Below are 13073 nucleotides of genomic sequence, written 5' to 3' on the forward strand. Positions count from 1 at the left end.
AGGTTAATTATATAAAAAAATAAGATGTAATTCTTTATTAGGAGGAATTCTATGAAAACATTAAAAAGATTAACCATGTTAATTCTTTTGGTTTCAGTTGCTCTCGGAATGATCGCTTGCGGCGGTACCGGAGTTGGCGGCGGAGCTGCAGGAAAAGGCCCCATCGCTAAGGCTGAAGCAATTATGGCAGAAGAAACTGCAGCCGGTGTACCCGACTTTACTTCACCGCCTGTAGAGGACAAGGACCTCAAGGTTCCAGGTATGCCTGAGGAAGTAGTTTGGATTACAAGTTATCCGAAAGACTTATCGTCAAAAGATACAAAGAAGGGCGGAACCTTACATCTTTCTTTAAGTGAGTATCCTACAACATTTAGATATGTAGGCCCCGAATCAAACTTAAGTACAAGACCTTTGATGAGGATTAATGCCGCCTTATTAGATGTAAACGCTGAAACACAGGAGTATATGCCTTATGCTGCAACTCACTGGGCTTTCGGTGCCGACAATCAGACTGTTTACTACAAACTTAACGAACATATGAAGTGGTCTGACGGTGTTCCCTGTACGGCAGATGACTTTATCTTCTGTTGGGAATCCTATTGTTCTCCCAACCTCGAAGATCCTTGGTACAATAACCAGTACAAAAAATATGAAGTTAAAAAAATTAATGACTACTGTATTTCAATTAAATACTTGGAATCGGACAAGCTGCCGAAAGTATCTCTTCTTAGTGAAACAGACTTTATCCCGAGGCCCAAGCACTTCCATAACGGCGAAGTTAAAAAGGGTTGGTACAACGAATATAACTGGAAGGTTGAGCCTACAACAGGACCTTATATCGTAAATGCCGATAAATGCGTTCAGGGTGAAATGCTGATTGTTGAAAAAGTTAAGGACTGGTGGGGACATGAATATCCTTACTGGAAAAACCGATGTAATATCGACACAGTTGAATACAAAGTTATTACCGGCGGACAGGATATGGTTGAAAACTATTTCTGGAACGGTGAGCTCGACTACTTTTATATGAATATCCCTGCAACATGGAGAAGATGTGCTACAAACGAAAACATTACCAAAGGTTATGTTGATCGATGGGTGGCTAACTATCTTCCTTTACAGGGTGTTCAGGGTATCTTCTTTAATACTCAGTTCCCATTGTTCAGCAACAAGAAAGTGCGACAGGCTATGTACTATGCCATCGACATTCAGGGCATGATCGATCAGGCCCTCTACGGCGAATATAAGCGAAATCACAATATCGGTTTAGGCCAGATTTGGGGCGGGATAGACTTTAATGACCACTCAATCCGAAAGCCCGATTTTAATCCCGATACGGCAAGAAAAATGCTCGGTGAAGCAGGCTACACTGTTGTAGGTTCTGACGGAATCTTACAGAATGCAAAAGGTGAAAGAGTTTCTTTCGAGCTTCTTTATGCTGCACCTAATCACACAGAACGCTTGTCGATTCTTAAAGAACAGGCTAAAAAAGCCGGTGTAGAAATTGAGCTTAAGATGATGGAAAGCGGTGCTTTCAATACCCTTCTTAATAAAAAACACCAGGCCTATTGGGGCGGTTATAACACATGGTATGAACCCTCATATTGGCAGTATTTCTCAAAGGCCAATGCCGAAAAGGTAAGTACAAACAACTCCTTCGGCTGGTGGAGTGAAGAGATGGAAAAACTCCTTGCATTTGAAGAATCCGGACCTCCCTTGGCAGAAAAGGCTGAAAACAACAAAAAGATTGAACGCCTTGTTCACGAAGAAGCTTTGGTTATCCCCCATTACTATCTCGATTTTGTGAGAAGCGGTGTTTGGAAGTGGATAAGAATGCCTTCTTGGGGTAACAGAAAGCTTGATTATGAAGAAGACTTCATGAATTACAAGAGTTATATGTGGATTGATGAAGATATCCGCCAAGAAGTTCTTAAGGCAAAAGCCGAAGGAAAAACCTTTGAACCTCGTGTTTGGACTCCTTCAGCCCGCTATATTTCAGAATAATTTATAAGTTTTATAACCTTAAGCAGTTTTTGCTTAAGGTTATAAAAATCAATGAGACTTGGATGCCGGAAAACAGGACTAAAACTTTGGTTTAAAGCTTCCAAATCAAGATTAATCTTAAGGTGCAGGGGATTGCCCCCTGCACCGAATTCGGAGTTGTATTTATGAGTGGAGAAAACCTTCTCACGATTGAGGACCTTTCCGTTGCTTTTAAAAGCGGTGCAGGGGATCCTGTAGAGGTAATAGACAGAGTATCGTTAAAATTGGAACGAGGAAGGACTCTATCCCTTGTAGGGGAGTCGGGCTGCGGAAAAAGCGTAACTGCTTCTTCGGTTATGCGTATTTTGCCTCAACCATACGGAATTGTTACCAATGGAAAAATTCTTTTTGAGGGTCAAAACATTTTGGATCTGCCAATCGATGAAATGTATAAAAAACGCGGTGCAGAGATTGCGATGATCTTCCAAGAACCTATGACGGCTTTAAACCCTGTGCACATTGTTGAAAAGCAAATTGGAGAAGTCTTTGAACTTCACCGTCCGGAAATAGCAAAGGACGAAAGACAAACACACGTTTTGAAGGTTTTAAAAGATGTAGAAATGCCGTCTGCCGAACAGCGTTTAAAAAACTATCCTTTCCAGCTTTCAGGCGGAATGAGACAGCGTGTTATGATTGCTATGGCCCTTGCAGGCCATCCTAAACTGCTTATTGCAGATGAACCGACGACGGCCTTGGACGTTACCGTTCAAGCCCAAATTTTGGCCCTTATAAAGGCCTTACAAGAAAAAAACAATATGAGCGTTCTGTATATCACACATGATATGGGTGTTGTTGCAGAAGTCAGCGATGATGTTGCGGTTATGTATGCGGGACAGATTGTTGAAACCGCCGATGTTAATACTATTTTTAAAAACCCGCGTCATCCTTACACAAGAGGATTAATTGCGTCCATGCCCAAGATGAACTCTGAGCCTAAGACGCATCTACCATATATTAAAGGTGCCGTACCCTCTCCAAGGGCTTATCCTGCCACCTGCCGCTTTGCAGAAAGATGTTCTTATGCAACCGATTATTGCCGGTCAAATACTCCCCAGCTTGAGGAATTTGAACCCGGACATTTTATCAGATGCTTTAGAGCAAAGGAGTTAGACTAATGGCCGAAAGACAACCTATTTTTGAAGCAGTTGATTTAGTTCAAGAATTTTCTCAAGGAAAATATACTAAAAATGTTGTTCATGCCTTAAATGGGGTAAATCTAAAAGTATACCCCGGCGAAACGCTTGGTCTTGTAGGTGAGACAGGCTGCGGCAAGAGCACTCTTTGCCGAGCTATGATGCGTCTTTATAAGCCCACTTCAGGAAAAGTTCTTTATAAGGGTAAGAGCATTGAAAGTTTGCCTGAAAGAAAACTAAGAGATGTACGCCGAAATGTTCAGATGATTTTCCAAGATCCTGCCGACTCTATGAATTCCAGAATGAATGTCGGTTACATCATCGAAGAACCCCTTCTTATCCAGACAAAAATGGCTCCGCACGAAAGAAAAGAAAAGGTTATGGGGCTTTTAAAATATGTAGGTCTTCCGGAAGATGCTTATTACCGATATCCCCACGAATTTTCAGGCGGACAGCGTCAGCGTATTGCTATAGCCAGAGCCCTTGTTTTGGACCCTGAAGTCGTTGTATGCGATGAGCCTGTAAGTGCTCTTGACGTTTCAGTTCAATCACAGGTATTAAACCTCCTATTGGATATGCAAAAAGAAAGGAATTTAACCCTTTTGTTTATTTCGCACGGCTTGAATGTTGTTAAGCACATGTCGGATAGGGTTGCAGTTATGTATTTGGGCTCTATTATGGAGATGGCTCCTTCGGTGGATATTTATAAAGACCCCTTACATCCTTATACTCAGGCCTTGATAGCGGCTATTCCCGATACCGATCCCGATAACAGACGCAGAAGGATTCCTTTTACAGGTGAAATACCTTCACCTATACATCTTCCTACGGGTTGTCCTTTCCATTTAAACTGCTCAAAGAAAATTGATAAGTGCGCGGTTGAAAAACCTGTACTTAGAGAAGTTGCAGATGGGCATATGTGTGCCTGCCATTTGATATAAATATTATAAGAGGTGCCGTTTTTACGGCACCTTTAATTTTTGGTAATAAAAATTGAAAATTAAGTTTTTGTTTGTTTGTGCTTTATGCACTCTTTTTTTTGTTTCATGCGGTTCTAAAACGGTATCTTATCTTGATCAGCCGGCTTCCGATGCTTACAATAAAATTTTAAAAGAAGAGATGGAAAATCTTCCTGATTTTTCCGCTCCGGCCGTCTTAGTTAAAGACCTCCAAATTGCCGGAACTCCCTCCGATTTGAAATGGTATACATCCTATCCTAAAGACCTTTCTTCTAAGGCCTTAAAAAAAGGCGGTATTTTTTACGGTTTTTTAGGCGATATACCGAATACCTTCCGCTATATGGGGCCGGGCGCCGATGAGCTTTGTGTAAGGCTTTTTAATACTCAAATGCCGCTTTTATGGACCTCATTTGAAACCTTTGAATTTATGCCCTGTTCCGCCGTATTCTGGGCTGTCGATATTTCTTCTAAAACGGTGTATTATAAGCTCAACGAAAATATTTTCTGGTCGGACGGCGAGCCTTGTACGGCTGATGATTGGATTTTTGCTGACGAATTTTGTAAATCCAAAAAAATTGTTGATCCTGCAAAAAACAGAAAACATAATAATCTTGAAGTAAAAAAGATTAATGACTTTTGTTTATCCGTACATGTTCTGGATAATCAAATTTATACTGAACAGGAACTTTTAGATATAAGTAATTTTAAGCCCATCGCAAGGCATTTTTATAAGGGGCAAATCCCTGATGACTGGGTTGCGAGGTATAACCGTACGGTTGAACCGACTACAGGGCCTTATATTCTTAAAAAGTATGACTATAATAACGGACTTCATTTTGCTAAAGTGGAAAATTGGTGGGCACAAACCTATCCTCATTTTAAGGCAATTGCTAATTTCGATGAGATTTTTTATAGGATAATTACCGGCGACAAAAGACCGGCTTTTACAAAATTTGCCCGCGGTCTATTTGATGTAATTCATATAGACGATCCGGGAGAATGGGCTAAAGCTGAGGCCTCTAAAGATGTCCAAAACGGTTTTATAAATCTTTGGCGGGGCCGCCATGTTCCGGTACAAGGGCCGGCAGGTTTATTTTTTAATACACAGGCACCTCCCCTCGATAATCCGTTTGTAAGAAAAGGACTTTATTATGCAGTTGATATCGATGGGATGATCAGCAGGGTCTATGCCGATAAAAGAGTCAAGCTTCACACAATCGGTTCAGGTCAAACATGGGGCAGTGCTGAATTTAATAATCCGGAGATAAAAAAACCGTCTTTTGATCCTAAAAAAGCCCGTGAGTTTTTTTTAAGGGCAGGGTATGATAGGGTAAATTCTTCAGGTATCTTGGTCAATTCCGAAGGGAAAGAATTGAGTTTTGTTATTCTATATGACGATCCTTCATTATATGAAGCTTTCGGGCTTCTATATGCTCAGGCTCTGCTTGCAGGCCTTAAGCTTGAATTTAGGCAGATGGGAGGCAAACTCTTTGATAAGCTTGAAAGCAGAGACTTCCAAGCTTGGTGGGGCAGTCTTAATTCTTACCGCCTACCCGATAATTACAGTCTTTTTCATTCTTCATTTGCTAAATCGAAAAGTTTTAATAATTTTTTCGGCTATTCAAATCCTGAAATGGATATTCTTTTAGAAAAATATGAAAAAGGCTCTTTAACCTATGTAGAAAAAGCTGCTGTAAACCGCCGGATTGAAAAAATTGTAGATGAGGACGCCCTTATGATTCCTTCATTTTACAAGGATACAATAGATGTTATGGCATGGAAGTGGATTTGCTTCCCCGCATGGCTTAATATGAAATATCAAAAATACCTTGATGACCCCATGTTCGGTTATATGTGGTTTGACGGCGATATTGAAAAAGAATGTTTAAAAGCAAAAAATGAAAATAAGATTCTTCAAATGAGGGCTTATTTTTTGAGTGAAAGGTACAAGTAAATTTCAATAGAAAAACGAGGTAAAAAAAATCGAGTCCGCTTTTCGGCAGACTCGAAATTAAATAAAAAGGAGTAAATTAAGAAAAAACTAAACTTTCTTTGTAACGTAATCGCTTTTTAAGCATCGAGAACACATTTTAATGGTTAGAGTTCTGCCGCCGATTTCTGTCTTTACATTTACCAAATTGGGCTTCCAAACTCTTCTTGTGTGAATTTTGGACTTACTTACAGAGTTACCTGACATTGTGCCTTTTCCGCAAATTTCACATACTCTTGACATATCGCACCTACCTTTAAAAAATCAGCTGACCTTGGAAAGGTCAGCCGTCATTAGAATAGCTCCCCCGCGCGGGTTCGAACCACGGACCCAGTGGTTAACAGCCACTTGCTCTGCCTACTGAGCTACAGGGGAATGTTTCCAATTAGGAAGTTTTAGGATATTACACTATTTCTTATAAAATGTCAATAGAAAATTTGTATTTTTTATGATTTTATCAAATTTTATTTTCCGGTGCTTGAGTTAAATTCATCCATGGCTTTTTTTGCAAAACGATATTCAAAAAAGGCAGGGTTTTCTATCGACATTACTTGAACGTAACATTTTTCGGCAAGAGCATATTTTTTGGTTAGATTGTAAAATTCTCCGAGATAAAAAAACAGTCTTCCTTTTTTTACCATGTCGCTTTCTGCTGTTGCCCTGTTTATCAGTTCGCTGTCTCCCGAAAAATCTACAAAAAGGCGGCATAAAAAGTATTCGTTTTCTTTTTCGGTACGATTGATTGATTTTAGATAGTTTTGCATAAATTTTTTTGCATCCGGTTTTTTATTTTGTTTATAGAGGCTTATGGTATACAAAAGTGCATATTGATAAGAGGCCGGAGCCTTGTTTAAGGCTTTTAAAAATGCGGTTCCTGCATTTAGCCAGTCTCCTTTTTCCCAAAACAAGATACCGGCTCCTTCCAGCGCAAAATAATAGGGCGGATAAAGGTTGCATACCTTTATGTAATCATTGAGGGCTTCTTCCTTATAGCCGAGCTCATCGTTTATGCCGGCACGGTAAATATAGGCTACATAAGAATCGGGTGTAAGTTCTATAACCTTGTCATAAGCTTTTTTTGCTTCTTCTTTTCTGCCTATTGTAAGATTGTAAGAGCCTATATCATTCCAATGGCTAGGGTTATTAGGTTCAAGTTTCGCTGCCTTATTTATATCCTGAAGGGCTTGATACATTCTATTTGTTTCGGATTTTATACGGGCAAGTTCTGCAAGGGCTGTGCTGTTATTAGGTTCATGTTCCAAAGCTGCCGTTAAATTCGATTCTGCTTGATCAAGTTTTCCGTCAAGATAGTTTATGCGTCCCAGTCCTATAAGAGCTTCAGTACATTTAGGATCTGCCTTATAGGCTTCTATAAATTTTTTTCTGGCATCATTATATCTTTTGGCAGAGTAAAAATCCAAACCCTGCTCGGTTAAGGCTCTTGAATCTTTGGGGTTTATGGCCAATATCTTTTTCAAATATTGATCTTTCTTTTGCAGATTGTTTTCAGCTTGGGCTAGCATAACCTGGGCATAAAGAATTTCGGTATTATTGGGATGCTCTTTGGAAAGTTCATTTGCAAAAGTTTCCGCTTCCTTTGTTTTTCTCATCGAAATGAGGATGGAAAGTTTTAGATATTGAACCTTAAAACCATTGGTCAGTTCAGGATCCGATTCATCTATTAATTTTAAAATGCCTTCCAAATCTCCCTTTTGAGAAAGTTGGGTAAGCTTATCGGTAAATTCCTCTCTTGGACTTTTTTTGGCGGTTTTTTCGATTGTTTTACACGAAAAAACTAGGGAGATGACCATCAAAAAACTAAAACATACTAAAATTTGCTTGTTTATTTTCATAATAACTCCTTATAAGTATTGCAATTATTCCTTAGTTTATATAAACTATAACATTATGAAGCACAAATCAAGTAGGATGATTGCATTAACTATATTGTATACACTAATTATTTTCGGCATTTTTGTCATTCAGTTTACCATAGGTAAGACTTTTTATTATACAATAGGAGCTATGACCGTTTCGGGACGGGATGAGGTTGATGAAAGCGGAAACAGGACTCCTCTTTTACCTCTCCATATAGTTGCAAACGGTTTGGATTTTTACACTACGGATCAGACTCCAATTACTGCAAAAACGAGCAATAACGAAGAGTTTAGCCTAAAGGTTTTGGAGTACAAAAAAAACGAAGATTCCTTTAGTGTTATCTGTTCTAACGATGTTTTGATAGACTTTACCTCATACATTTCGGAAACGGTTGAAACGGTGAGAATTTCCGTTTCTATGCCGCCAGAGATAGAAACCGTTTATTTTCCTTGGAAATTGACTCAATCGGCCCGTCTTGAAAGACAGGATGAGCAAATATTTTTAAGGTATGGAAAAGACCGGTTTATTTTTAGAGGCGGCTATGGCTTTGGAAATTCCGATGATTCATCGGAACTTCCCCATTTTATTCTTTCAAGTTCAAAAAAAACAGCCTTTTATGAAACTTATATTCAATCTGACAGTTTGGATTTCGATTCTATCCGCCGTATCCCGATTGCAAGTGAAGAAGAATACAATAAAACCAAGCAATTATTTAGAGAAAAGGCCTTGGATTATTTTTCAAGTGTGATCTCGGCAAGAAATTATAACGAAGAACTTTTGACGGCATATATGGCCGAAAAAGCCTTTAACGGCGAATATACAAAGTCCCTTGTATTTGCCCCCGCTTCTCTTTTGCCGAAAGAAAAACGCACCTATATATCGACTACATTTTATGGAAATCTTGTACAAAACGATAAAAGTCTTGCTGCTTACCAAAGAAAACTGTTATCCGGCATTGAATCGAGCATAGCAAGGGCTGAAATTTCCGTATTTGACAGGGAATCCCTTATTCCGTTTTTGATAAACAACTCAAGGGCAAATTTGATTTCCGCCTTGGAAAAAATGGTTTCTAATGCAAAGCAAGAGGACTTAAACTCTTTTTTTGCCGCCGGCTTGTTGGAAGCTGCAATGGATTATGCTTTTTATTTTCCCAATAAACAAAATCTTTTTATGGAAAATTCCGAAAAATATGAGACGGTTTTAAAAGATTCTTTGATTTCTATCGATGCGGGATTATATATTTCTTCCGATAAAAAGACCATTGATACCGAAAAAACTTTGAGAGCTGCTTCTATTTTAATCCGCTATGGAAGTTCATATCCCGATAAAGGTACTTGGAAGGCTGTAGGGCAGGCTTTGTATTCTTCTATCTTTTCTCTTGGCGGAAATTCTTCAAGTTTACCGGCATCTTTTGATATTCAAGGCGATAAGTCAAAGAAGTTAGGTCTTATGGCCAATGATGCCCTAATTCTCCATGCCGAAAAACTGTATGCTGCTGCTATTAAGGACAATCCATATTATCCGCATGAAGAGTCTTTGGCCTTAAAGGCAGAGCCCGGTATTTGGGCTTGGACATCTGCACGCGATATAAATGTGCTTAAAAATGATGCAAAAACATTCAGTTTTAGAGTTTCGGCTAAGACGGGGGATACCCATTACATGATTATAAGAGGAATCCGTCCATTTTACAGGATAAAAATCCATGAAATCGATTTTAGAACGGATCCCAGATTTGAGATGTATAATTCTTCAGGCTATGTTTATGATGAAAGAACCCGTACTCTTTTGTTAAAAATGAAGCATAAAAAGGATGATGAAGATATCGTTCTCTTTTTGGGCCGCCCGCCTGAACCTGTCCCCGTGGTGCCTGTTGTCCAAGAGGGTGCTGAAAGCGTAGTCAATACTGAAGATGGTACTTCAGCCGAAAATTCAGGCTCAGATGAGACAAAAGAAGAAGCTTCTGATGCCGGTAATTAATAAAACGAGAACCTTTTTTCAGATTCAAAACTTTTTTTATAAATATTGCTAAAAAACTACCCTTTTTTACAAAAATATGATATAATATATATTGTCTTTCAAAGAAAATAAGGAGTTAAGGTGAATAAAAGAGATTTTCCGCGTGTTCATTTTTACGATCAAGATTTCGTGGACATTTACGATAGAACATGGGCTTGGGTTCATGATTTTTGGCATTCGACAGGCGACGGCAAACAGGGTACCGAGGGCTTTTTTATTTATCCCGAAGCGGACGGCAATTTTTTAAATCAATATGAAACTATATTTTCTTCTTTTTTCTTTGTTTATTCCAATAAGAATTATACACCGAATTCCGCCCTTGATTTTTTTTATGACAGGCAGGAAGAAAACGGAGCTATACGCAATAGATATAATTTTGATACAAAGGAACCTGTTTTAAAACGGGATAATCCGGAAGGGCTGGGAATGCCCTTATTTGCATGGGCTGAGTACAATATTTATCATAAGACGGGAAACAAAAAGCGTGTAAAGGATATTATGCCTGTTTTGATTAAATACATGGACTGGATTGACAAAATGTTTAAGGCCGATAACGGTCTGTACAAAAGTCCTCTTGAAACGGTTAATATGCCTAATACGCCTCGAAAAGAATCCGTTTTTTTAACCGATTTTAATTCGGCCCTTGCGGTAAATGCCCTTTATATGTCTGCTTTAGGCGATATACTAAACGACAAAGAAATAGACTTTCAGTATAAGAGGTTGTATTTTACGATAAAAACCAGAATTAATTCTATGATGTGGAATGAAGAAGACGGTTTTTATTATGATCTCGATGCTGAGGGTAAGCAGATAAAGAAGAAGACTCTTGCCGGTTTTTGGCCTATGCTTGCCGAGATTCCCAATGAGGATAAGGCCGCCCTTCTGGTAGAACACCTATCCAATCCTAAAACTTTCGGTGTTGATCATCCTTTTCCAAGTCTTGCAGCCGATGAGCCTGAATATGACGAAAACGGAAACGGTGCATGCGGCAGCGTCTTCCCCATTTTGAACTTTGTTGTCGTAAAAGGCTTGGAAAAATATAACCGCTGGGAGATAGCAAGAGAGTGTGTTATAAGGCATCTTTACTATGTGCTTGAAACCCTTTCGCCTGCAGGCAATTCAAAAAAGCAGGGCTTTTTATGGGAGGCCTATTCTCCTGTCAAAGAAGGCCCTGCCCAATGGAAGGGAAAGCCTGCTTTTCCGCGTAAACAATACCTTTTGGGTGTAGGTCTTTCTACAATTAGCCTGATGATAGAAAACGTTATAGGGCTTTCAATAAGTCTTCCGCGCAAAACGGTAAATTGGACTGTGCCTAATCTTGAAGTAATGGGTATAGAAAACTTAAGCCTTAAACGGAACCTAATCACTATTCTTTCATCCAAGAGCCAGAGGGGCTGGGAAATTCACATGGAAAGCGAAAAGCTCTATTATTTTACCATAAATATCCTAAACGAAAAGAAGAAGACTTTGCCGATTCCCTCGGGTAAGTGTTCAATGCTGATAGACAAACTTTAAAATGGCGGTTTAGTTAATTCCCTTAACTTTTTGAGTTTCTACAAGTTCTTTTAAGGCCTTAATATAGGCTGCCTTTCTCATGCTGACCTTATAGGCCTCTTTTACGTCCCATACCAGCCTGAAGGCTTCAATCATCTTATCTTCAAGGCGCTTGTTGACTTCTTCTTCCGTCCAATAAAAACCTTGCAGGTTTTGCACCCATTCAAAGTATGAAACGATTACGCCTCCCGAGTTGGCAAGAACATCGGGCACAGTTATAATGTTATTTTTTTCGAGGATTTTATCGGCTTCAGGGGTGACGGGGCCGTTTGCTGCTTCGATGATTATAGAGGCCTTAATATTTGATGCGTTTTTTTCGGTAATTTGATTTTCGAGGGCGGCCGGAACCAAAATATCGGCTTTAAGTTCCAATAGTTCTTCATTGGTTATTCTTGTAAAATCGTCTTCAAAAGAATTCAGTTTTTTCCCTTCTTTTTTATGTTTGAGTATTTTAGGAATATTCAAACCCTTTTCATTGTATATTGCACTGCTTGTATCGCTTATTGCAATTATCCTGGCTCCGTCTTTATAAAAAAGATCTGCAGTAACGCCGCCGACATTTCCAAGACCTTGGATAACCACACTTTGGTCTTTTAAGTTTTTATTGAGTTTTTTTAAAATTTCCCTCGTTGCAAAAAGAACTCCGCGGCCTGTGGCTTCTACTCGTCCCTTAGAGCCGCTGAGAGGAAGAGGTTTTCCTGTAACAACTGCGGGGCTGAATTCTCCGGCATATTCACTGTAGCTGTCTGCTATCCAAGCCATCACCTTTGCATTTGTTCCGACATCCGGGGCAGGTATATCCGTTCTAGGGCCTATAAAAGAAGCAATCCGCCTTGTGTAGCCTCTTGTCAGCTTTTCAAGTTCCGTTTCTGAAAGATGTGAAGGATTTACGCAAATACCTCCTTTACCGCCCCCGTAGGGAATATCGGCAACGGCACATTTAAAGGTCATCCATGCAGAAAGGGAGCGTACCTCATCTATGTTTACATCTTGGTGAAATCTTATTCCTCCCTTTGCAGGGCCTCTTAATGTAGAATGTTGAACCCTGTAGCCGCTAAAAACCTTGATTTTTCCGTTGTCCATTTTTACGGGTATTGAAACATGCATCTCTCTTTCAGGGCTTAAAAGGGATATGTAATCGTCTTCTGGCAGATTAGCCGTATTTGCGGCTTCCGTTATTGTGATTAAAAGTTTTTCGTATGTACTCGCCATAAAATCCTTCTTAAAAATAATTTACGATGATTATACATTAAAAGCCGTATTTTTTAAAGTTATCAGGGGGAAAATTCGAATTTTGAGTTTAAAAAGAAAAACGATTTCGGTCCGCAAAGGGATTTAGGTTTCCTCAAAATGTACACCCAAGGGTATCAATCGGATGTACTCAGGGCCAAAATGAAGAAAACTTGACAAAATCTTCAAATAGCCCAAGGAGCAATAGAGGAAATAAATATGATTAACACGATAAATTTTGCTGCAGCTCATGAGTCCAAGCAGAGTGCG

At 39.3% G+C, this 13073-nt stretch carries 9 protein-coding genes and 1 tRNA gene; 6 read left to right on the forward strand and 4 right to left on the reverse strand.

Annotation, left to right across the window (positions count from 1 at the left end):
• Positions 1 to 51: 51 nt before the first annotated feature.
• From E4N80_RS01860 to E4N80_RS01875, 4 genes are all read left to right on the forward strand, one after another.
• Positions 52 to 2004 carry an ABC transporter substrate-binding protein gene (locus E4N80_RS01860; RefSeq protein ID WP_253699974.1) on the forward strand — a complete coding sequence of 651 codons (1953 nt, stop codon included), beginning with the start codon at positions 52 to 54 and terminating at the stop codon, positions 2002 to 2004.
• A 164-nt stretch (positions 2005 to 2168) separates the two neighbouring features.
• Positions 2169 to 3158, forward strand: a complete 990-nt coding sequence (locus tag E4N80_RS01865) for an ABC transporter ATP-binding protein (protein WP_002677444.1) — start codon at positions 2169 to 2171, stop codon at positions 3156 to 3158.
• Positions 3158 to 4117, forward strand: coding sequence for an ABC transporter ATP-binding protein (locus E4N80_RS01870; protein WP_002670424.1), 960 nt, complete (start codon positions 3158 to 3160; stop codon positions 4115 to 4117). The genes E4N80_RS01865 and E4N80_RS01870 overlap by 1 nt, the downstream gene beginning before the upstream one ends.
• Before the next feature lie 52 nt (positions 4118 to 4169).
• Positions 4170 to 6089: an ABC transporter substrate-binding protein gene (locus tag E4N80_RS01875; protein WP_253699976.1), complete on the forward strand. Its 1920-nt coding sequence runs from the start codon at positions 4170 to 4172 to the stop codon at positions 6087 to 6089.
• 87 nt (positions 6090 to 6176) lie between these two features.
• Here the strand turns inward: E4N80_RS01875 and rpmB are convergent, their stop codons facing one another.
• The 3 genes from rpmB to E4N80_RS01890 all read right to left on the reverse strand — a co-directional run bounded on the left by rpmB (position 6177) and on the right by E4N80_RS01890 (position 7978).
• Positions 6177 to 6368: a 50S ribosomal protein L28 gene (rpmB, locus tag E4N80_RS01880; RefSeq protein ID WP_253699978.1), complete on the reverse strand. Its 192-nt coding sequence runs from the start codon at positions 6366 to 6368 to the stop codon at positions 6177 to 6179.
• Positions 6369 to 6427: 59 nt separating this feature from the next.
• Positions 6428 to 6500: transfer RNA gene (locus tag E4N80_RS01885), tRNA-Asn, on the reverse strand.
• 89 nt (positions 6501 to 6589) lie between these two features.
• Entirely contained in the window at positions 6590 to 7978 is a 1389-nt protein-coding gene (locus E4N80_RS01890) for a tetratricopeptide repeat protein (RefSeq protein WP_253699979.1), read from the reverse strand.
• A gap of 55 nt (positions 7979 to 8033) precedes the next feature.
• On the opposite strand from E4N80_RS01890, the gene E4N80_RS01895 reads away from it, so the two are divergent.
• Together E4N80_RS01895 and E4N80_RS01900 are read left to right on the forward strand one after the other, a co-directional pair.
• Positions 8034 to 9980: a hypothetical protein gene (locus E4N80_RS01895; RefSeq protein WP_253699981.1), complete on the forward strand. Its 1947-nt coding sequence runs from the start codon at positions 8034 to 8036 to the stop codon at positions 9978 to 9980.
• Between the two features lie 120 nt (positions 9981 to 10100).
• Complete coding sequence (locus E4N80_RS01900) at positions 10101 to 11534, forward strand: MGH1-like glycoside hydrolase domain-containing protein (RefSeq protein WP_253699983.1); 1434 nt, start codon at positions 10101 to 10103, stop codon at positions 11532 to 11534.
• 9 nt (positions 11535 to 11543) lie between these two features.
• Here E4N80_RS01900 and E4N80_RS01905 read toward each other — a convergent pair whose 3' ends face one another.
• Positions 11544 to 12785: a Glu/Leu/Phe/Val family dehydrogenase gene (locus tag E4N80_RS01905; protein WP_253700003.1), complete on the reverse strand. Its 1242-nt coding sequence runs from the start codon at positions 12783 to 12785 to the stop codon at positions 11544 to 11546.
• Positions 12786 to 13073 lie beyond the last annotated feature (288 nt).

Origin of the sequence: Treponema denticola, assembly GCF_024181605.1 — a bacterium.
GTDB classification, from domain to species: domain Bacteria; phylum Spirochaetota; class Spirochaetia; order Treponematales; family Treponemataceae; genus Treponema_B; species Treponema_B denticola_B.